We start from the raw sequence: 20,416 nt of genomic DNA on the forward strand, positions 1-20,416 counted from the left end.
GCCCATGAGCCACTTTCCAGACAGTAATGATACGGCTCCTGCCAAACCCAGCCTGTGGGCGCTGAGCCCCCTGCTGGTTTTCTTCCTGCTTTACCTGGTAATCTCCGTAGCCGTACGGGATTTTTACGCCGTCCCGGTGACGGTGGCCTTTACGGCTGCGGCTGTCTGGGCCGTGCTCATCACCCGCGGGAAAAGCATGGCGGAGCGGGTGGACCTGTTCTCCTCCGGAGTAGCCAACAGGAACATCCTGATGATGATCTGGATATTCGTGCTGGCGGGCGCATTCGCCCAGTCCGCCAGGGACATGGGCGCCATTGACGCCACCGTGCAGCTTACCCTGCGCCTCCTGCCGGACAACCTGCTGCTTGCCAGCGTCTTCATTGCCTCCTGCTTCATTTCACTTTCCGTAGGCACCTCCGTAGGCACCATCGTAGCGCTGGCTCCGGTAGCCGTGGGACTGGCCGAGGCCACGCAGGCCAGCACGGGGATGATGACGGCCATTGTGGTGGGCGGCGCGTTTTTCGGAGACAACCTTTCCTTTATTTCAGACACTACGATTGCCGCCACCCGGACGCAGGGATGCGCCATGAGGGACAAGTTCCGGGCCAACGTGAAGGTGGTTTTTCCCGCCGCTCTGCTGGCCCTGGCCTGCTATGTGCTGCTGGGCTGGAACGTGCAGTCTCCCCCCATGGGAGACGCCCCCATTGAATGGATGAAGGTTTTCCCCTACCTGCTTGTGCTGGCGACGGCGCTGGCCGGAGTCCATGTCATGGTTGTCCTGACACTGGGACTGCTCGCCACGGGACTTGTGGGAGTGGGCATGGGGTATTTTTCCTTCATGGCCTGGTTCCGCGCCATGGGCGGGGGCATGACCGGCATGGGGGAACTGATCATCGTCACCCTGCTGGCCGGCGGCGTGCTGGCCCTGATACGCTACAATGGGGGCATTGCCTACATCATCGGAAAAATCACGTCCCATATCCGGGGGCGGCGCGGGGCGGAATTCAGCATTGCGGCCCTTGTCTCCATGGCCAATCTCTGTACGGCCAACAATACGATCGCCATTATCACGGCAGGCCCCATCGCCAAGGAGATCAGCGACAAATTCCACATTCCGCCCAGACGCAGCGCCAGTATTCTGGATACATTCTCCTGCCTGGTCCAGGGCGTTATCCCCTACGGGGCCCAGATGCTGATGGCGGCGGGCATCGCCCAGGTTTCCCCGCTCATGATCATGGAGTACCTGTACTACCCCCTGATTCTGGGGGTTTGCTCCATCGCCGCCATCGCCCTGGCTCCCGGAAGGGCAAGACGGCGCAGGAAAAGCTGACGGACGTCCGGCAAACGGGGCTTAACCCCGGGGTGCCGCACCTTTTTGTTACCGACATGTTATCCTTGTTATCCTCATGTTACTCAACATATGGAGCTCCTGTGTTATCATATATGCATGAGCCTTCATATCGAACCTACAGAAGAAGCAGTAGACACGCTGCGCAAGGAAAGGCGGAAAAATTACATTGCCGCCCTGGCGACATCCTTTCTCTCCGTCATTCTTGCCGGAGCCATTCTCTATTCCCTGACCATCATCATCGCTCCCCCGGAAGAGCCCAAGGTCGTCGGCTACATTACGCCTGACGAGGCCCCTCCGGCGGATACGCCTCCCCCGCCGGAAGTGCAGAGGGAAACCTCCTCTTCCTCCCATGCGGAAACGCCCGTCAAGGTAGTAGTGGCCGCGGCGGCCGCCCCGGTCAGCCTCCCCAAGATTGACATTGATCCTCCGGATGAACCCGTCATGCTGGAAGAAGGAACCGCGCTGGGCATGGGAGACGGATTCGGCCCCGACCTGGGGGATTCCACCTCTGCCTTCGGCACGTCCCAGCCTTCCGGCAGTACGCTGGTAGGCACCTTTTACGATGCCAAGCAGACGCCCGGAGGACGCCCTACCAATATGAACATGGAGCAGTACCGCGCCTTTCTTTCCCGCTTTGTCAACAAGGGCTGGAATGAATCGGAACTGAACCGCTTTTACAAGGCGCCCCAGCAGCTGTACGCCGCCCAGTTCTACATCCCCAGAACCCCCGCCAAAGACGCGCCCAAGGCCTACGGATGCGACGACAAGGTCAAACCCAGCCAGTGGCTTGCCATTTACCGCGGTAAGGTTCGCGCTCCCAAATCCGGAACGTTCCGTTTTGTAGGCCTGGGGGACGACTATCTGGCAGTGCGGTTCAACAACCAGAACGTATTCGACTACGGCTGGGAATCCGCCTCCCTGGGAAAAATGACGGCGAACAACGCGCAATGGCTGGATGCCATGGAAGGCAAACCCGGCAACGACGCGCAGAAAAAGGAACTCAAGGACATCGGCATCAACGTTCCGCCCGTCACGTTCTACAAGTACGGCACCTCCGGACACTGGAACAACACCATGCGCGGCGTAGCCGCCGGCAAGCCGTTCACGGTGGAGCAAGGCAAGGTATACCCCATTGAAATCCTGGTCAGCGAAGGTCCCGGCGGGGAATTCGGCATGACTCTTCTTCTGGAGGAAGTGGGGGTGCCCCCCATGAGCAAGGATCCCAAGACGGGAGCGCCCATCCTCCCGCTGTTCCGGACCAATTACGGCGTACCGAAGCCTGACAAGAGCAAGGAATACGTGCCGTTTGATGAAATCGGCATCGTCTGGGAATCCATCAAATAAGCCGGAAGCCCTTATTGCACCTCCTTCATGCCCGCAGGCCTCCTGCGGGCATTTTGCTTGTCTGCCCGTAAAAGATGGCCTACGCTCCCTCCACGATCATGCAGCCTTTCCGCTTTCATTCCATCTACCAGCCCCGCATCTGGGGCGGCCAGCACATGAGAACGTTGCTGGGCCGGGAATTGCCCGACCGGGAAACGGCCTACGGGGAAGCCTGGGAAATCAGCGACCGTCCGGAAGCCATGAGCGTGGTGCGGGAAGGAGAATGGGAGGGGACGCCCCTGCACCGGCTGTGGGAGGAACGGAGGGAGGAAATTTTCGGCCCCGGCTATGAACGTTTTCCGCGCTTTCCCCTGCTCTGCAAAATTCTGGATGCCCGTGAAAACCTTTCCGTCCAGGTGCATCCCCCGGAACGCACGGCAGCCGCCCTGAAGGGAGAAGTTAAAAACGAAGTCTGGTACGTGCTGGACGCGGACCAGGACGCGCTGATTTACGGAGGGATGAAAGAAGACGCCACACCCGGAGACATCCGCCGCGCGGCGGAAACGGGCCGGATGGAAGAACTGATACGCTCCACCCATTTGAAGGAAGGGGAACATCTTTACATTCCCGCGGGCCTGGTCCACGCCATCGGCGCCGGCCACCTCATTGCGGAAATCCAGCAGAATAGCGACACTACTTACCGCCTTTACGACTGGAACCGGACGGACGCTTCAGGAAAAGGGAGGGAACTGCACATGGACCAGGCGCTGGATTCCATCGCGGAATTCCGGGAACTCAGCCGTCACCCCGGTTACCTGACTGAAATGCCGTACTTCACCATGGAGGAATACCGGTTGGACAGGGGAGAGCGTTTCACCCAGCCGGACGCTTCCCGCTTTGCCATTTTCACGGTTCTCCGCGGCTCCGTAGCATGGGATGGAAAAACGGCCCGGCAAGGGGAATTCATCCTTTCCCCGGCCGGCGCGGACGCCGTTACCGCCGCAGAGCCGGGGACCGTTTTGCTTTTAACAACGGTTTGAACAGGCCAATATGACAAAAAGCGTGAAGAATTCAGCACAAAGCTAAAGCTTTCACACTTTTTCGTTGCAAAGAAGGAAAGTGAATCTTAGCTTGAACTAAACTTTCCCCGCACCAGCGCCTCAAATCCCCATCCCCCGGACAGCCACATGAGCAATATTTCCACCATCGCCACTTATCTTGGCCGCGTTTCCGGACAACTCCAGCCCATGCTGGAAAAAGTCCGGGGCATTGATCGCCGTACCTTCCTGATGGAAGCTGCCGCCCTGCTGGCCCTGACCAGCTGTTCGGAACCCTCCGGCAAGGCCGGGATGGCGCCCATGATCTCCTTCAAACCCTCCGGCGTTCCCCTGGTGAAACGCTCCCCGCGGCAACTGTTGGCGGAATGCAACGTGCACCCGATGTTCATGCCCAGCTCTTCACCGCTGCGCCGGCGCTCCTCCCGGATGAAGCCGCGCTTCATCACCATGCACAACACGGAAAATCCGTCCGCAGACGCCATGCAGCACGCCCGCGCCCTGAATAACGGCGCCCTGCACTGCAACTGGCACTACACGGTAGACCCGTACGTGGCCATGCAGCACATTCCCCTGAACGAAACGGGCCGCCATGCAGACCGCGGCGGCCCCGGGGACCTGTACTCCATTGGCATTGAAATGTGTGAAAAACGGGGACAGAGCATCGTGAAAACCTTTGACCGCGCCGCCAAGCTGGCCGCCTATAACATGTATGCCCACGATATTCCCCTGCGGAACGTCGTTCCTCACTATTACTGGACGGGCAAACGCTGCCCCCACCTGCTGCTGGACAACGGCAAGCCCGGCTTCAAATGGTCCTGGTTCATCTCCCGCGTGGATTATTACTACCGCTGCATCAGCTGAATACAGTTCCATACCATCCCTCCGCTCCGGGGATGGACACGGGTTGAAGGCTCCCTCCCTCAGGATGCCCTGCTTCTTTTCTCCGGCATGTGAACATAGCCCGGTGAAGTATTTCGCGCCACTGGTTCCCTTGCACTACCCCAGCCGGAAAACCGACCTGTTGCGGAGCTTGCGCAAAATCATCAAATCCGCAGCATGTCCTACCGGAAATCTTTTTACAAGCACGGCGGGTCCTGCCCGGCAGCCTCACTGACGGGGGAATGAACCGCATGTCCTGGGCCATGCAAAAAAACCGGGTCTGCCTATGAGCAAACCCGGTTCTTTTTACAAAAAGGTGAAGGGAGCAAAAAAGAACTCCGCAGCCGCCAGGTCCACGCACAAACCTTGGCAACTGCGGAGCTGCGCTTACACACACTTATTCATCCAACAAAAATCACTCAGCGGGGCTTCCATCAGGAGTGGTGGAAAGCCGTGCCTTCTTCCGCCGTCATCGGGGAAGTGACCGGGTGCTTCTCGAAGAAGTCGATCATGCGCTTGAAGTCTTCCAGGAACAGGTCTGCGAGGTCCTTGGTGAAGCCCTGGCGGACCATGACGCGCATCACCACGGTATCCTGGCAATTTGCCGGGAGGGTGAAGGCGGGCACCTGCCAGCCACGGGTTCTCAGCTTGTCCGAGAGGTCGAAGAGGGTATAGTTCGTCTTGGCTCCGTCCTTGATGAAGAAGCAGACGGCGGGAATGCCCTTTTCCGGATCGCCCGTGCAAATGAATTCGTACGGTCCCAGCTTGGAAACTTCATCTGAAATGTACTTGGCCACTTCATAGGCCTGGGTATGGATGTTGGTATACCCTTCCTTGCCCAAACGGATGAAGTCATAGTACTGGCAGATGATCTGCCCGGCCGGCCGTGAGAAGTTAATGGCGAAGTTGGGGATTTCACCACCAAGATAGTTGACGTTGAAGATCAACCCTTCAGGCAGGTCGGCGATGTCTCTCCATACCACCCAGCCCACTCCGAGCGGAGCAAGACCGTATTTGTGGCCGGAAGCGCTGATGGATTTGACGCGGGGAATACGGAAGTCAAAAACAATGTCCGGGGCGCAGAACGGAGCCAGGAAACCGCCGCTGGCGCCGTCCACGTGAATGTCCACGCTGATGCCAGTCCTGTCTTCGTAATCGTCCAGGGCCTTGGCAATTTCCGCAGGCAGTTCATAAGCGCCCGTGTAGGTCACGCCGAAAGTGGGAACCACCACGATGGTGTTTTCATCAACCTGCTGCAGCATGTTTTCCACATCCATTTTCCACTGTCCGGGAGCCATGGGGATTTCACGCATTTCAATGTCCCAGTAACGGCAGAACTTGTGCCAGCAGATCTGGACGGGGCCGCATACCAGGTTGGGCTTGTCAATGGGTTTGCCGGCGGCCTTCTGGCGGGCTCTCCAGCGCCAAAGGGCAGCCATGCCGCCAAGCATGCACGCTTCACTGGAACCGATGGTGGAACAACCGATGGGCTTTTCATCCTGGCTGGCGTTCCAAAGATTGGCAATGATCGCAGCGCAGCGCATTTCAATGGCGGCTGTCTGGGGGTATTCATCCTTGTCGATCATATTTTTATTTATGCTGATATTCATCAGCATCCGGACCTGCTTTTCATCCCATGTCTGGCAGAAGGTTGCGAGGTTCTGGCGGGCGTTGCCGTCCAGCATTAATTCATCGGACACCAGCTGGAAGGCGTCTTCTGCGCGCATGGCGTAATCCGGGAACTGGTCCTTGGGCAGGAGGTTGTCTGCTTCCGGAGAGCCGAAAATGGAATTTTCCGCCCGGGCTGTATCGGGTTTTTGATTTGGATCAAACATGACGGTATCTATTGTTTCATCATTTCCGGGCCAGCCGTGAAAGACCGCCCGCATAAAGGATAGAAGCTTTCACGGACAAAAGTGTTCATATTTCTATTGTCATTCGCCCCGGCATAACTTTTCTACAAAAATACAGGAACAAGCTTCATTTTATTACCCATGTATTACTCAAAATCATTAAATTACAGAATTTGTTATATTTACTGACCTACACTCATAAAAGACTCTATGTATGACACAGGCCATATTTTCACAGATGAGGGAGCCGGACATTTTCAGATTCAACGACCAAGCGAAATTATATGTTAGAAGAGCCTTCCCATACACCGTGACATTCGTTGAGAAAAAACGTTCTCCGGAGACTCTCATAGTTTCCAGGCAACAGTGCCGGCGCGCGCACAAGCCCCCACCCGGGCGCCCAGGCAAAAGACGGCTCAGGTCTGGTACCTAACAAAGAACCTTACCGCATATTAATGAAACCAACATTTGCAGTATCCGCCATCCTTCTCCTGATGACAGCTTCCCTGGTGCAGACGGGAGCAGCCCAGCAGGCTGAAGACCTCTATCAGGGCACCGTTGACACGCGCCAGGAGACCCAGGACAGCATCACCTACACCTTGAAGGAGGACCTGAGCTTTTCCGGATTCCGTACGGAAGACACCGTTTACGCAGGGAGCGTCTTCTTCAACCAGCTGGCGGACCACACCCGGCCCGCCAGCGAGTCCGTCATGACCTTTACCGGCACGGGAATGTCCATGAGCTTTGACGACTGTTCCTCCCTTCACAGCGACCGATGGGTCAATGACAACGAAGGCGGAGGCGCCATCCGCGGGGAAACGCTCACCTTTACGGACATGGGCGACCTTTCCTTCAACAATTGCAAGTCCATCGTGAATGCAGATACGAACGCGGGGGGAGCCGTGAACGCAAGGGGAGACATCACTTTCTCCCACATGGGCAACATCTCCTTTACCAACAACATGCTGGGTGACGACAGCCAGCAGGGGCAGGCCCTGGGGGGAGCCCTGTTTACGTGGGGAAAGATCGACTTTGAAAATACCAAGTCCATCCTGTTCAGCGGGAACTCCACCGGACACTCGCCCACGAGCGCCCACTCCAACATCGGGGGCGCCATTTACGCTGGCGCGCACGACTCCACCTCTACGGCAAGCAAGGCCTACATCCCCGCCGGGGAATACGCGCTGACGTTCCAGAACGTCAACGGCAGCATGACCTTTGAAAACAATTCCGCATGGATGGCCGGAGCCATTTACGCCTATGCAGGCGCCGTGGACGGTTATGATAATACCGGAGGCGGCATGAAGATAAACGGCGTTACCGGAGACGTGGTTTTCAAAAACAACCGGGCTGATGCCGGTGAACTGGCCTCCGAATGGAACGGCAATTTCGGCGCCGTTTACAGCGGCCAGGACCTGGACATCTCCAACGTCGGAGGGGACCTGCGCTTTGAAGGCAACCATGCCAGCAACAGCGCCGGGGCATTCGGCGTCAGCGGAAGCTTCAACCTCAATAACGTCGCCTCCATCACCTTCATCAACAACCACGCGGACAATACGTATGCCGTGGGCTGGATCAGCAAGGACTGGAATGTCACCAATACGGGAGACATCACCATTTCAGGAAACAGCTCCAACAAGCAAATGGGCGGCGTGGCCGTCTTCGGCAATACCACGTTCAGCAATAACGGGAACATCACCGTGGAAGGCAACTCCACCAAGGGTTCCAACGGAGCCCTGCGGTTTTACGGGACGTTCAGCGTTACGGATGCCGGGAATATTTCCCTTTCCGGAAACAGCGCGGACCAGTACAACGGCGCCATTGAGGTGACCGGAGATACCTCGTTCACCCGGACCGGAAACATCTCCATGGACAATAATACGGCGGGCTGGCACTACGGCGTGGGACAGTTTCACGGGAACCTGTCCTTTGCCAATACGGGGAACATTTCCATTTCCAACAACAAATCCACGGATTACGGATTTGGGGCCCTGCTGGTAGATGGCAAAACATCCTTCGTCAATACAGGGAAGGTCACCATTTCCGGCAACTCCGCCAAATGGAACGTTGGCGCCCTTCAGGGAGCCAACGGGGTGGAATTCATCAATAACCGCGGCGGCGTGCTCATTGAGAACAACTCCGTGGACGGCACTGCCGGAGCCATGCTTCTTTATTACAAGGACGCCGTTTTCTCCGCGGACCAGGGAGACATCATCGTGAAAGGCAACACGGAAAAACGCGGAGGGGAGAATCCCATCCTGAACTCCCTTGTGTTCGGCACCAACGGAAGCGTTTCCATGGATAGCGTGGCGCTCCGCGCGCAGGAAGGAAGAACGGTCACTTTCTATGACCCTTTCCGCAACGCGGGCGACGGAGCGGAGCATGACAACATCGTCTTTGACTTTAACAAGTCCGAGGGCGTGGACACCACCCCGTATAACGGCGCCGCTCCGGAATTCAAGGGCACCATCCGCTTCTCCGGGGCGGAGGCGAACAGGCTGATCACCCAGGCAGCAGGAGAATCGGAATCCGACTGGCAGAACCGGCTGGCGGAATCCAAGTACTTCAACGTCAGCGGCAAGACCACCTTGCATGACGGCACGCTGATCCTGGAAGACGGAGTTACCTACGGCAACAAGGACCTTGCCAAAAACTCCTCCTTCACCGTGAAGAAGGGCATTCTGGAAATCACGGGGAACAGCTCCGTAAACAGCAAGGACATCACCATTGAATCCGGAGTGACCTTGAGGACCGGAAGAGGAGCCGCCTTCCGCGGGGATACGATCGACATCAGCAAGGGCGCTATCTTTGACTTCCGCCCCTTCATGGACGATTACAGCTCCGGCCTCACCATTGAGCAGGCAAACAGCCACACGATGGGAGGAACCATGGGGGTGGCTGACTCCCTGGAAGACTACGCCCACAAGCGGTGGGCGCAGAAACAGCGCTTCCTGGCCATGTCCATAGAAGATGCAGCCATTCCCGGTACCTCCGGCGACTTTGACGGCATTTATTCAAGCGCCACCGGCACCGATACCGTCAACTCCCCCTATACCTACGAAGGGTACTGGACGAAGGAATGGGAAGACCAGGACAATGACGGGATCAACGACCATCTGTATGCCGTCTGGAACCCCACAGACGACATTGAAGAAATACTTCCGGAACTGGCCGGGTCGGACATCGGCAACTCCATGTGGAGCTCCGCTTCCAACATGAAGTCCGTTTCCAATGCCGCACTGGGGCAGGTAGGCATCACCCGCTTCCTGATGGGCCCGAAGAACAACTTCTGGATCAAGGGCATGGGAGACTTCACCTACCATGCAACCCGGGACGGCATTGACGGCTATGATTACAATGGAGGCGGCTATGCCGTGGGTGCGGACCGCAGGTTCACCCCGAACACCATTCTGGGCGCCGCCTTCGGCAACCTGTACGGCACCAACAAGAGCCGGACCTGGGCCAGCGAAGTGGACCAGACCTCCTACGTTGCCCTGCTGTACGGGGCATGGAGGAAGCAGATGGCGCCCAAGGACATGCTGACCATCAGCGGAACCGCCGGCTTCGGCTGGACGACCAACAAGCTGGACTCCTATTATGACGGAGGCGCCTCCCACGGCAAATGGCAGAACAGGATGGGCTTCGCCACCCTTCAGGCCACGTGGGACCACAGCCTGAACAAGGGCTGGACGCTCTCCCCCTTCCTGGGAATCGAGTACACGCAGGTGAACCAGAATTCCTTCACGGAAACGGGATACGACGCCCGGCACTTTGACCGCGGAAACCTGAAGAACCTGAGCCTGCCGGTGGGCGTGGGCGTCAGCAAGGCGCTGCAATTCAGCAACGGCGTGCTGTGGGTGAATAGCTTGTCCGTGAGCTACGTTCCGGACGTGATGCGAGACAATCCGGAAACCCGGGCCACCCGCCTGCTGAACGATTACAGCTGGACCGCGAGGGGCTCCCGCCCGGACCGGAACGCCGTGCGCCTCAACTATAACAGCACCGTGGTCATCAACCCCAAATGGACGGCCTACGCAGGCTATGAATTCGAAGGTAGAAGCCAGTCAACCTACCACCGGGTCAACGCCGGTGTAAGCTACGCCTTCTAAGTCGCGCCAGGCGGCAGCGGGACGGTTCCGTCCTGCTGCCCCGCGCCCCAAACCCAGTCAACGGGCTGCACTCCTCCGGGATTGCAGCCCGTTCGATTTTTCATGAAAGGGTACGCCAGAAAAACATGGAAGCCATACTCCGGAATCATCTGTCCGGCGCTTCACTCATATAAAGCACGTGGGGATATAAGATAGAATCCGGCATCACTTCGGGATGATTGAATTCCCCGGCTTTATTCATTCCGGCACGCTTCATCACAGCCTCCGAGGGGAGGTTCACGCAAGCGGTGAAAGAGTATATACGGTCAAGGCCCAGACGGGTAAAACCGTATTCCAGGCATGCACGAGCCCCTTCCGTGGCGTAGCCATGGCCCCAGGCCTCCGGGACGAGCCGCCAGCCTATTTCCACACAGGGCGTGAATTCTGCGGCAAAATCCGCCCAGTGGAATCCCATCAATCCGATCAGGCCGCCAGAGGCTTTAAGCTCCACGGCATACAGCCCGTACCCTTTTTCATCCAGTTCCGCACGCATGCGGTCCCACATGGAGCGGGATTGCTCCTTCGTCATCACGGCCGGGAAGAAGCGCATCACCTGCGGATTGGCATTCATGGCGGCAAAAAAGGGCCAGTCCCTTTCTTCCCATGCCCTGAATGCCAGGCGCTCCGATTCAGGCAGCAGCATCTTTCCTTCCGGCATGGCGTCAGTTGTACATGGAGAGCTCCGTTTCCAGCTCCCGGCAGCGGTTAACGCGGAACTGTTCGTCCAGTTCCAGTATCTGGCTATGGCCCAGGCTGTCCTTAATGGTGAGGTTGACCTTGGAGCGGCCCGGGTATCTTCTCAGAATGTCCCGTATCTGTTCCAGATTCTTTCTCGTGTGGCGCAGAGGGCTGACGGTGATGTTCAGCGGCCCCTGGTCCCCGGCCCTGGATTTGCGCCGTTTACCGCCCAGCGGCTCCACGCCCTGCGCGGCCACGCTCTTGGCGGAAGTGCGGTCATCCTCCCGGATGTTGGCGCGCACGGCAACAAAGACGCCCGGTTCCAAGCCTCCTTCCATTTCTAGAGCCTTTTCATAAACGTCCGACCACAGCAGCACTTCAATGCTGCCGGTGAAGTCTTCCAGCGTCATAACGGCAAATTTTCTTCCGGCCTTGCTGATCTTGGGGATGACGGAACGCACCATCCCGGCGATCTGGTGCTTCTGCTTGAGTTCATGTGATTCCAGCGTGTCAATAAGGCCTATGCGGGTGTATTTTTCCGCATCAATGACGCCGCGCATGGAGTCAAGGGGATGGCCGCAGAAGTAGGCGCCCAGCAGATCCTTTTCATCCCCCATGCGCTGGTCCTTGGGCCATTCCGGAACGGCAGGTTCATCCTTCACCCTGGGGGCTTCAAAAGTCATGTCAAACAGGGCACCCTGCCCCAGAGCCTTATCCTTGTGCACCTGTGAAGCGCCGCTCAGGGCCAGGTCCACGCGTTCAAACAGGGCGCAGCGCGGTTCCAGAGTCCAGTCCAGAGCTCCGGCACGGATCAGGGATTCCAGTATCTTCTTGTTGACGGATTTGGAATCCAGCCTGTTGCAAATGTCCTCCATGCTGGAGAATTCCCCGTTCCGCTCCCGCTCTTCCAGAAGAATCTGCATGGCGCCTTCCCCCACGTTCTTGATGGCCGCCAGGCCGTAGCGCACGGCCAGCTTGCCGGAAGGCGTTTTTTCAGGCGTGAATTTAAGCATGGACTTGTTCACGTTGGGCGGGAGGATTTCAATGCCCATGCGGTTGGCCTCTTGAATGAACACGCCGATTTTGTCGTTGTTCGCTTCATTGGACATCAAGCCGCAGAGGAATTCCACGGGGAAGTGGGCCTTGAGGTAGGCCGTCCAGTAGGAGATATGGCCGTAACAGGCGGAGTGGGATTTGTTAAAGCCGTAGCCGGCGAATTTCTCAATCTTGTCAAAGATGGCCGTAGCCGTCTTCTCGTCAATCTGGTTGGTTTTCCAGCACCCTTCCACAAAGTGGGCCTTTTCCTTGGCCATTTTTGCGGGGTCCTTCTTACCCATGGCGCGGCGCAGCAGGTCGGCGCCGCCGAGCGTATAGCCCGCCAGCAGCTTGGCCGCCGCCTGCACCTGTTCCTGGTAGATCATCACGCCATAGGTCTCTCCGCTGACCTGTTCCAGCAAGGGGTGTTCATATACCACCTGGCGCAGCCCCTTCTTGACTTCAATCATTTCATCCATGAACTGCATGGCTCCCGGACGGTACAGGGCCAGCAGGTCAATGATGTCTTCAATCTTCTGGATGCCGTAGCGTCGGCAGGTGTCCACCATGCCGCCGGATTCCAGCTGGAACACGCCCATCGTATCCCCCCTGTTCAGCAGGTCCAGCGTTTCCTTGTCATCCAGGGGAACGGAGTCCAGCTTGAATTCCGGTACGCGCCAGCGGGCGTATTCTTCCGCATCATGCATGACGGTCAGGGTTTTCAGGCCCAGGAAGTCCATCTTCAAGAGGCCCACTTCATAAATGGCGCTCATGTCGCACTGGGCGACAACGGCGGCATGCGGGTCAGAAAGGTCGTCACGGGTGAGTGCCACATGCTCGTCCAGAGGACGGTCACCGATCACGACGCCCGCGGCGTGCACGCCCACGTTGCGGATGAGTCCTTCCAGGCGCGTTGCATAGCCCCAGAGTTCCGCGTACGTTTCATCAGACGCGATCAGCTCCCGCAGTTCCTCGTTGTTCTTGTAGCTGGACTGGAGGGTTACCTTGGGGCCGGTTTCAATCAGCTTGGAGATGCGGTCGCCGTCCGCATAGGACATGTCCATCACGCGAGCCACGTCCCTGAGCACGGATTTGGCGCCCATGGTGCCGTACGTGATGATGTGGGATACGGCGCGTTCCCCGTATTTCTGCCGCACGTAGTCAATCACTTCCGGACGGCGGGTCTGGCAAAAGTCAATGTCGATATCGGGCGGGCTGACGCGCTCCGGGTTCAGGAAACGTTCAAAGATCAAGCCGAACCGCAAGGGATCAATGTTCGTGATCTTCATGGAATACGCCACCAGGGAGCCGGCGGCGGAACCGCGGCCGGGCCCCACAGGAATGTCATGGTCCTTCGCCCAGTTGATGAAGTCCGCCGTAATCAGGAAGTAGGAGGGGAATTTCAACTGGTTGATGATTCCCAGCTCATAATCCAGGCGGTCGCGGAGCTCCTTGTCCGTAGCCACGCGTTCCTTGCCGTACCGTTCCTCCAGGCCTTCATAGCACACCTTGCGCAGGTATTCCTCACGCGTGGAGCCGTCCGGAGTGCCGAATTCCGGATACTTTTCCGTACTGGCGGAGTCCAGCTTGATGGTGACGTTGCACCGTTCCGCGATTTTCAGCGTGTTTTCCACGGCATCCGGGTAGTCCCGGAATACTTCCCGCATTTCCTCGGGAGATTTCAGGTAAACTTCCGTGGAGTAGCGCATGCGCTTGGGAGAAGCCAGTTTCTCGTTGGTCCCCACGCAAATCAGCACATCGTGCATGTCGTGGTCTTCCTTCCGAAGAAAGTGCACGTCATTGGTGGCCACAATGGGAGTATTGGTCTTGCGGGCGATGCTCACCAGCCCGGGCAGGCATTTTCTTTCTTCCTCCAGCCCATGGTCCTGAAGCTCCACAAAGATGTTGTCCTCCCCGAAGATGTCCTTCAGCGCCAGCAGGGCTTCCTCTGCCTTTTCCGGCTGGTCGTTGAGCAGCCATTCATTCAGCGGCCCGGCGATGCACGCCGTGCAGCAGATGAGGCCTTCATGGAATTCCCGCAGGGTATCCATGTCCACGCGCGGCTTGTAGTAAAAGCCTTCCAGATGGGAACGGGATACCAGTTTGACAAGGTTCTGCCAGCCGGTTTCATTTTCCGCCAGAAGAAGCAAGTGCGTGTATTTACGGCGCCCGGGAAGCTGCTTTTTCACGCCGATGGGCGTGGGGGAAAGATAGACCTCACAGCCGAAGATGGGCTTCACCGGCTGTTTCTGCGGCCCTTCCGGGTGCTCCTTGTTCCAGGCGGCTACGGACTTGTTAAGGTTGTTGGCCTCCATCACGAGCTCAATGGCTCCGAAGAGGTTGCCGTGGTCAGTGACGGCGACAGCAGGCATGCCCATGCGGGAGCATTCCGCAATGAGGTCCTTGATGTGGACGGCGCCGTCCAGCAGAGAGTATTCCGTATGGTTGTGAAGGTGTACGAAGGAACCGGCCATGGAGTGAACCTGTGTGCGTTGAATAAGTCAGATCAGGAGTTAACGGGGCATTCGGCCTTCATGGCTTCCACACATTCCCGGATGAGATCCGGCCCGCGGTAGATGAACCCCGTGTAAAGCTGGACGAGACTGGCTCCGGCCTTGATCTTGGCGACGGCGTCCGCACCGCTCATGATGCCGCCCACGCCGATAATCGGAATGTGCCCCTTCAACTCGGAAGCAAAGGCCGCGATGACCTCCGTGGAGCGCTCCGCCAGAGGCGCGCCGGACAGGCCGCCCGCTTCTTCATGGCGCGGATTGGCTTCCACCCCGGCACGGGAAAGCGTGGTGTTCGTAGCGATTAGGCCATCCAGTCCTTCATCCAGAAAAACGCGGCTGAGTTCCGCTATGTGTTCATCCGTCACATCCGGGGCCACCTTCATGAAAATGGGCACATTGCGTCCGGTTTCCGCGGCAAGGTTGGACTGCTCGGCTTTCAGGGAAGCCAGCAGGCGCGCGGCGGGTTCCGCAGCCTGGAGTTCGCGCAGGCCGGGCGTGTTGGGGGAAGAGAAGTTAATGGCGATGTAATCCGCCACAGGCCATGCCGCACGCAGGCAGGTCAGGTAATCCTGGGCCGCATCTTCATTGGGCGTCACCTTGTTTTTCCCGATGTTGACGCCAAGGACGCCATGAAAACGGGTGGCGGAGCGGATGTTCTCCACTCCGGCGGCAATGCCGTCATTATTGAAGCCCATCCGGTTGATGATGGCCCGCTGGGGAATCAGGCGAAACAGGCGGGGCTTGTCATTGCCCGGCTGCGGGCGGGGCGTAAGCGTGCCCACCTCCACAAAGCCGAAGCCAATCTGGCCGAATGCGTTCACCGTGTCTGCCTCCTTGTCCATCCCGGCGGCAAGGCCTACCCGGTTGGGGAATTTCATTCCCAGGATTTCCACGGGATCGGAAGGAATATCCCCCGTCAGGAGAGGCAGTACGCGCATCTTTTCTGCCAGGCGCAGCCCCCACAAAGTCACATTGTGGGCGGTCTCCGGATTCATTTGAAACAATACACTTTTAGCGGCGGAATATAAGGCGGGTGACACGATGCGGGGAGTATACTACACCCTCCATTAGGGTCAAGAATGGGAAGCGTCTTGCCGGGATGATTTTATCCGGTACAATTCCCTTCCATGAACAGGAAGGAACGCCTCTCGTCATGCCGTCTGTATGGCATTGTGGATACGGGCTATACTACTGAAAACCAACTGCTATCCGTTACGGAAAAATTGCTGGCGGCCGACTTGGGAATTCTCCAGCTCCGGGCGAAAAACTGTGCTCCGGAACGTATTGAGGAGCTGGGCAGCCAGCTTGCCCCCCTGTGCCGCAAACATGGCTGTCTTTTCATCATCAACGACTATCCTGAAATAGCCCTGAGTACCGGGGCGGACGGCGTTCATCTGGGGCAGGACGACGGCGCCCTGGCGCCTGTGCGGGCCATGCTGGGGCCGGACGCCATCATCGGGCGTTCCACGCACAGCCCGGAACAGGCCCTGGCAGCGTTCCAAGAGCAGGCGGACTACATCGGATTCGGCCCCCTGTTTCCCACGGGCACCAAACCGGGAAGGCCCGCCATAGGCCTGGAAGATATTGCAGGCGTGCGGCAGCGGCTTCCGGAAGAATTCCCGGTCTTCTGCATCGGCGGCATCAATGGGGACACGCTTCCCTCCGTCCTGAAGGCAGGAGCGGACAGGGTTGTCATCGTCTCCTGGCTGCTTACGCACCCGGACATCACGGAAACGGCAATGGCGCTTAGAAGAACGCTGGGAGAAATATAGGAGGAAACGCCGTGCCTTTACGGACGTACCGTTCCACCTTCACCGCTTCCCCTGTTCTTCCTCCGGAGAAAGAGCGGGACGGGAAATCAGGAGAACCGCCGTATTCACGATCATTTGCAGAACGCGGTCCTGATCCTTCATCCACGGCTCCTTGTCATGAAGTTCCAGCCGGGTGACGTACTTCCCCAGCGTGGCATGGAAAATGGAACTCATGATATGGACGTGCCAGGAGATGGAGAGTTCGTCGTCCCACGGACAGAACTGGCGTACCCTCTGGGTCATTTCCCGGATGAGCGGAGCATAGAATTCATCGTAAATCTTTCTCCCCAGATATTCCGGTTCCTGAGGCAGCCGCCACAGCAGCCGGGCGTGATCCGGGCCGCCCAGGCTTTTATCCAGAAGCAGCCGGAAAGCGGGTTCAATGAACGCCCTGGCGTACGCACGCAGGGACGGATGAAGGTCCGCTTCCTTCAGCATTTTCATGCGCGCCTCCATCAGGGGTTCCGCATACTGCCGGAATACGGCAAGGTACAGCCCTTCCTTATTTTCAAAGTAATAAACAATGGAGGCCAGGTTCACTCCCGCTTCAGAAGCAATGGCCCTCATGGTCACTCCGTCAAATCCTCTGAGAGCAAAAAGTTTCTGCGCCGCGCGAAGAATCTTGCCGCTGGTTTCAGCAGAACGGTCGGACTGGGATTTGCGGGTGGAGGACATCGTTGCAGAACATCAAAGGTATTTCAGCCTAGCGGGAGGAGCGGCTTGAGCCGATAGCCTTTACCAGTTGTTCCATGTCCTGGGAAGACTGGATGGCCTTTCCGTCCTTGTCCACCAGAATCATTGTGGGAATGCCGCGGGGAGCCACTTTTCTGGCCAGCTCCGTCAAATCCTTCTTCAGCAGGACAGGCCACGGCATATTGTTGGCGGCGGCCCATTTCTGGGCGGCTTCCAGGTTCTGGTCCAAATTGCACATGATTACCTCCACATCCGGATTATCCTTCACCGCCTTGTTGTAAGCCTCCACGCTGTGGGGGGCATTCCGGCAGCAGGGGCCGCACCAGCTCGCGCTGAAATACAGGATAAAATGCCGGGGATTCAATTTCCCGTCCTTCTTCTTGAGCTTGCCGTTGTCCAGCATGTAGGTTTTCCCCTTCATTTCCTCAGCCACGGGACCAGACGGCACGGAGGACCATTCCGAGAGGGGCTTTCCGATCACCTCCTTGTGTTCCTCCAGCCATGCCCGGTCTTCCTCTGAAAGCTTTTCCAACGGCATCGTGATGGGCTTTTTGGCCGTAGTCACCAGCTTGACCGTCTTCATATTGAGGGCGATAGGACGGGCCTCCACCGTGGTTCCCGTGCTTTTATTCGTCCAGGTACGGAGGGAAGGATCCTCCGCCGCATCAGGAGAACCGGCAAAACAGAAGGGGGTTCCCAGCAAGAACGCAGACGCCAGCAGAATATGCAAAGGGGAAAATTTCATGTACACAACGCTAATATACTCTTTCCTATCTTCCATGTCGAGAAGCCGATTCCAGAATTTGCCGGGCCTGGGCATGCCCCGGATCACGGCGCAGGGCTTCTGCTGCCGCTGCCGCCGCGTCACGGTAACGGCCGTTGCGGTAAAGCATCACGGCCAGCGTGAACGGAATATCCGCATTTTCCTTGTCCAGGGAGGAACAATTCTCCAAGTCCTGGAGCGCTTGCTCCAGCCGTCCCACCTTTTCATTAAGCAGGGCGCGGTTGAACAGGGCACGGATGAAAGAGGGCTCTATTTTCAGGGCCGCATTAAAGGATTCCAGAGCTCCCGGCTCATCATTGTTCTCAATCTGTCCCAGCCCCAGCAGATACCACAGGTTAGCATCCTTCGGAGCCAGGCGGACGGCCTCCTTCATCTGCTCCACCGCTTCCCCGCTGCGCCCCTGGGAGGCCAGGAAAACGGCATAATCCCGGTGTACCACGGAAGATGTGGCATCCCATTTCAGAGCCTTGGCAAACCATTGTTCCGCGGCCTTCGCATCCTTGCGGCTGATAGCTATCTGGGCCAGCTTCATTGCCCCGGAGGGCTGGTCTGCCTGATGAAGCGCGGCGGCGGTCAGCTCCTTCATGGCCGGGCTGTCCGGCGGCAGGGAATCCCGGAGGGCCCATTCCGCCTGCAGGCGGACAACCTTGAATGGGTCATTGAGCAATTTGCCCGCGGCGGGATTGCCCGCGCGGCCCATTACCTTGGCGGTGGCGGCGCGCGTCAGGGCATCCGGGTCCTTGACCGCCGCAGCGGCCAGTTCCTGAACAGCCGGTTCATGCGCCCAGGTATCCATCAAATCCAGCAGCGTGGCACGCCAGGCGCCCACTTCCTCCCTCTTGAAGCATTCCATCAGCAGCGGCAGCACATCCTCCCGTCCTTCATAAGCACGCTGCACGGCTCTGGTGCGGTCCCGGTACTGCGCCATCTTGGGATTGGGCCCGTAATATTTTTCCACTGCTTCCGCGGCCCATTCATTGCTCTTTTCCCGGTGGCACATGGTGCAGGCATTGGGAATGCCCAGCTCTACGCTCAGGAGGGGGTCAGGAGAATTGAAGGAGTGGTCCCGGCGGGGGTCGCGGGCCATGTACAGGCTTTCCGGCATATGGCATTCCACACAGCGGGCGCCCATGCTGGACTGGGGGCACGGCGTATGTTTGGATATGTCAATAACAGGGGCTTTCACCCCGTTCACAGCCTCCCCGGTGCCATGGCACCGCAGGCAGAGCGTGTTGTCCTCCTGCGGAAGCTTCAGCGTTCCCGTATGCGGATCATGGCAGTCCAGGCAGGTGACGCCCGCCTTTCCCATGCGGCTCAGGCGCAGGCCGGTTTCACAATAATCCTCATCCCTCTGCATGCCGTTGGGCCAGAAGACACCGGGCTGCACGGGAAGCACGAGCTGGAAATGATTGTCAAAACGGTCTCCTATGGCAAAATCGTGATCGAATTCATCCCGCCGGGCATGGCAGGAAGCGCAGTTGTCGTGAATTTGCTCCGGCGTCAGCTTGTTTTTGGTGGAAATCATGCACCCCGTTCCTGCCTCGGGCTTATCCAGCAGTGGACCGTGGCACTGGATGCAGGTCACGCCGGGTTCCGTCCACGTGGAAGCGTAACGGTCCTTGACCGGATCATAGTTCTTATGGAACAGGGACATGTGGCACCATGCGCACTGCGTGTTCCAGTTCATGCCGCGTCCCGTCCAGTGCCCCCAGTCTCCGGGCTGGCGGGCATCCTTGCCGAAAATGTCAAACCACTCCTTGCGGTTTACATCCCACGCGGCGCTCAGGGTGTGGTAGCCCCCGTCCTTTGCGGGAACCAGGTACTGCACCAGTGGAATCCTCCCCGTAGCCCATTCCGCGCGCCAGGCTGTGTTGGACTGCCCGTCATGCACCATGCGGCCCTGGGCATCCGTGGAAAATTGAAGAATGCTTCCGTGGGCGTCCAGCTTCATGTTATGAAATGCCTCGGACTCCCACTGGTCCCCCAGCTTGCGGAACGCCCAGGCGTGGTCTGAGCCGGCCCACTGCCGGAATTCCTTTTCATGGCAGGCGCCGCACTGCATGGAGATGGGCACTTCATTCTGGTCCCAGTGCTCACTGCCGCCGGAGAAAACGGCCGGCTGGGCTTCCGCGCCGGAACGCCGGTCCATCCATGCCTTCATCATCGTCCCCAGCCCAATCAGCGCCCCGAGAACAATAAGGAGAACCACCCATTTTTTCATGGAGGATTTGTTCACGGAAGCATCAGTGGACTCGGGCTGGGACATGGCGGAAATATTCTGCCATATCCT

The 20,416-nt window shown here is 58.1% G+C and carries 13 protein-coding genes; 6 read left to right on the forward strand and 7 right to left on the reverse strand.

Annotation, left to right across the window (positions count from 1 at the left end):
• The first annotated feature begins 4 nt into the window (after positions 1-4).
• From ABGM91_RS02070 to ABGM91_RS02085, 4 genes are all read left to right on the forward strand, one after another.
• A complete protein-coding gene (locus ABGM91_RS02070; protein ID WP_354833309.1) occupies positions 5-1,330 on the forward strand; it encodes a Na+/H+ antiporter NhaC family protein in 1,326 nt (441 codons plus the stop codon).
• Between the two features lie 117 nt (positions 1,331-1,447).
• A complete protein-coding gene (locus ABGM91_RS02075; RefSeq protein ID WP_215427121.1) occupies positions 1,448-2,695 on the forward strand; it encodes a hypothetical protein in 1,248 nt (415 codons plus the stop codon).
• Between the two features lie 74 nt (positions 2,696-2,769).
• On the forward strand, positions 2,770-3,714 hold the full coding sequence (locus ABGM91_RS02080; protein ID WP_354833311.1) for a type I phosphomannose isomerase catalytic subunit: 945 nt from the start codon (positions 2,770-2,772) through the stop codon (positions 3,712-3,714).
• 147 nt (positions 3,715-3,861) lie between these two features.
• Positions 3,862-4,593: an N-acetylmuramoyl-L-alanine amidase gene (locus ABGM91_RS02085; RefSeq protein WP_215427123.1), complete on the forward strand. Its 732-nt coding sequence runs from the start codon at positions 3,862-3,864 to the stop codon at positions 4,591-4,593.
• Between the two features lie 452 nt (positions 4,594-5,045).
• Here the strand turns inward: ABGM91_RS02085 and ABGM91_RS02090 are convergent, their stop codons facing one another.
• Positions 5,046-6,446: a glutamate decarboxylase gene (locus tag ABGM91_RS02090; protein WP_354833314.1), complete on the reverse strand. Its 1,401-nt coding sequence runs from the start codon at positions 6,444-6,446 to the stop codon at positions 5,046-5,048.
• A 473-nt stretch (positions 6,447-6,919) separates the two neighbouring features.
• On the opposite strand from ABGM91_RS02090, the gene ABGM91_RS02095 reads away from it, so the two are divergent.
• The gene (locus ABGM91_RS02095) at positions 6,920-10,573 is read left to right on the forward strand and encodes an autotransporter outer membrane beta-barrel domain-containing protein (RefSeq protein ID WP_354833316.1); all 3,654 of its coding nucleotides are present in this window, start codon (positions 6,920-6,922) and stop codon (positions 10,571-10,573) included.
• 145 nt (positions 10,574-10,718) lie between these two features.
• Here ABGM91_RS02095 and ABGM91_RS02100 read toward each other — a convergent pair whose 3' ends face one another.
• The 3 genes from ABGM91_RS02100 to ABGM91_RS02110 are packed head-to-tail and all read right to left on the reverse strand — an operon-like array spanning position 10,719 to position 15,878.
• Positions 10,719-11,270 (reverse strand): GNAT family N-acetyltransferase, encoded by a 552-nt coding sequence (locus tag ABGM91_RS02100; protein ID WP_354833318.1) that lies wholly within the window; start codon positions 11,268-11,270, stop codon positions 10,719-10,721.
• 4 nt (positions 11,271-11,274) lie between these two features.
• A complete protein-coding gene (dnaE, locus tag ABGM91_RS02105) occupies positions 11,275-14,799 on the reverse strand; it encodes a DNA polymerase III subunit alpha (protein WP_354833320.1) in 3,525 nt (1,174 codons plus the stop codon).
• Positions 14,800-14,831: 32 nt separating this feature from the next.
• Positions 14,832-15,878, reverse strand: a complete 1,047-nt coding sequence (locus tag ABGM91_RS02110; protein WP_354833322.1) for a quinone-dependent dihydroorotate dehydrogenase — start codon at positions 15,876-15,878, stop codon at positions 14,832-14,834.
• An 87-nt stretch (positions 15,879-15,965) separates the two neighbouring features.
• Between ABGM91_RS02110 and thiE the strand changes: the two genes are divergently transcribed.
• Positions 15,966-16,610 (forward strand): thiamine phosphate synthase, encoded by a 645-nt coding sequence (gene thiE / locus ABGM91_RS02115; protein ID WP_354833324.1) that lies wholly within the window; start codon positions 15,966-15,968, stop codon positions 16,608-16,610.
• 39 nt (positions 16,611-16,649) lie between these two features.
• On the opposite strand, the gene ABGM91_RS02120 is transcribed toward thiE, so the two are convergent.
• The 3 genes from ABGM91_RS02120 to ABGM91_RS02130 are packed head-to-tail and all read right to left on the reverse strand — an operon-like array spanning position 16,650 to position 20,392.
• Entirely contained in the window at positions 16,650-17,324 is a 675-nt protein-coding gene (locus ABGM91_RS02120; protein WP_215427130.1) for a TetR/AcrR family transcriptional regulator, read from the reverse strand.
• A 28-nt stretch (positions 17,325-17,352) separates the two neighbouring features.
• Positions 17,353-18,087, reverse strand: a complete 735-nt coding sequence (locus ABGM91_RS02125) for a thioredoxin-like domain-containing protein (RefSeq protein ID WP_354833326.1) — start codon at positions 18,085-18,087, stop codon at positions 17,353-17,355.
• A gap of 25 nt (positions 18,088-18,112) precedes the next feature.
• Entirely contained in the window at positions 18,113-20,392 is a 2,280-nt protein-coding gene (locus ABGM91_RS02130; protein WP_354833328.1) for a tetratricopeptide repeat protein, read from the reverse strand.
• Positions 20,393-20,416: the final 24 nt, after the last annotated feature.

It is taken from the genome of Akkermansia muciniphila (assembly GCF_040616545.1).
GTDB classification, from domain to species: domain Bacteria; phylum Verrucomicrobiota; class Verrucomicrobiia; order Verrucomicrobiales; family Akkermansiaceae; genus Akkermansia; species Akkermansia muciniphila_E.

Excerpts from the sequence above, each read along its gene's own strand:
- ABGM91_RS02070 (WP_354833309.1), top strand. The coding sequence starts at position 5 with ATGAGCCACTTTCCAGACAGTAATGATACGGCTCCTGCCAAACCCAGC.
- ABGM91_RS02075 (WP_215427121.1), top strand. The coding sequence starts at position 1,448 with ATGAGCCTTCATATCGAACCTACAGAAGAAGCAGTAGACACGCTGCGC.
- ABGM91_RS02080 (WP_354833311.1), top strand. The coding sequence starts at position 2,770 with ATGGCCTACGCTCCCTCCACGATCATGCAGCCTTTCCGCTTTCATTCC.
- ABGM91_RS02085 (WP_215427123.1), top strand. The coding sequence starts at position 3,862 with ATGAGCAATATTTCCACCATCGCCACTTATCTTGGCCGCGTTTCCGGA.
- ABGM91_RS02090 (WP_354833314.1), bottom strand. The coding sequence starts at position 6,446 with ATGTTTGATCCAAATCAAAAACCCGATACAGCCCGGGCGGAAAATTCC.
- ABGM91_RS02095 (WP_354833316.1), top strand. The coding sequence starts at position 6,920 with ATGAAACCAACATTTGCAGTATCCGCCATCCTTCTCCTGATGACAGCT.
- ABGM91_RS02100 (WP_354833318.1), bottom strand. The coding sequence starts at position 11,270 with ATGCCGGAAGGAAAGATGCTGCTGCCTGAATCGGAGCGCCTGGCATTC.
- dnaE (WP_354833320.1), bottom strand. The coding sequence starts at position 14,799 with ATGGCCGGTTCCTTCGTACACCTTCACAACCATACGGAATACTCTCTG.
- thiE (WP_354833324.1), top strand. The coding sequence starts at position 15,966 with ATGAACAGGAAGGAACGCCTCTCGTCATGCCGTCTGTATGGCATTGTG.
- ABGM91_RS02120 (WP_215427130.1), bottom strand. The coding sequence starts at position 17,324 with ATGTCCTCCACCCGCAAATCCCAGTCCGACCGTTCTGCTGAAACCAGC.
- ABGM91_RS02125 (WP_354833326.1), bottom strand. The coding sequence starts at position 18,087 with ATGAAATTTTCCCCTTTGCATATTCTGCTGGCGTCTGCGTTCTTGCTG.
- ABGM91_RS02130 (WP_354833328.1), bottom strand. The coding sequence starts at position 20,392 with ATGTCCCAGCCCGAGTCCACTGATGCTTCCGTGAACAAATCCTCCATG.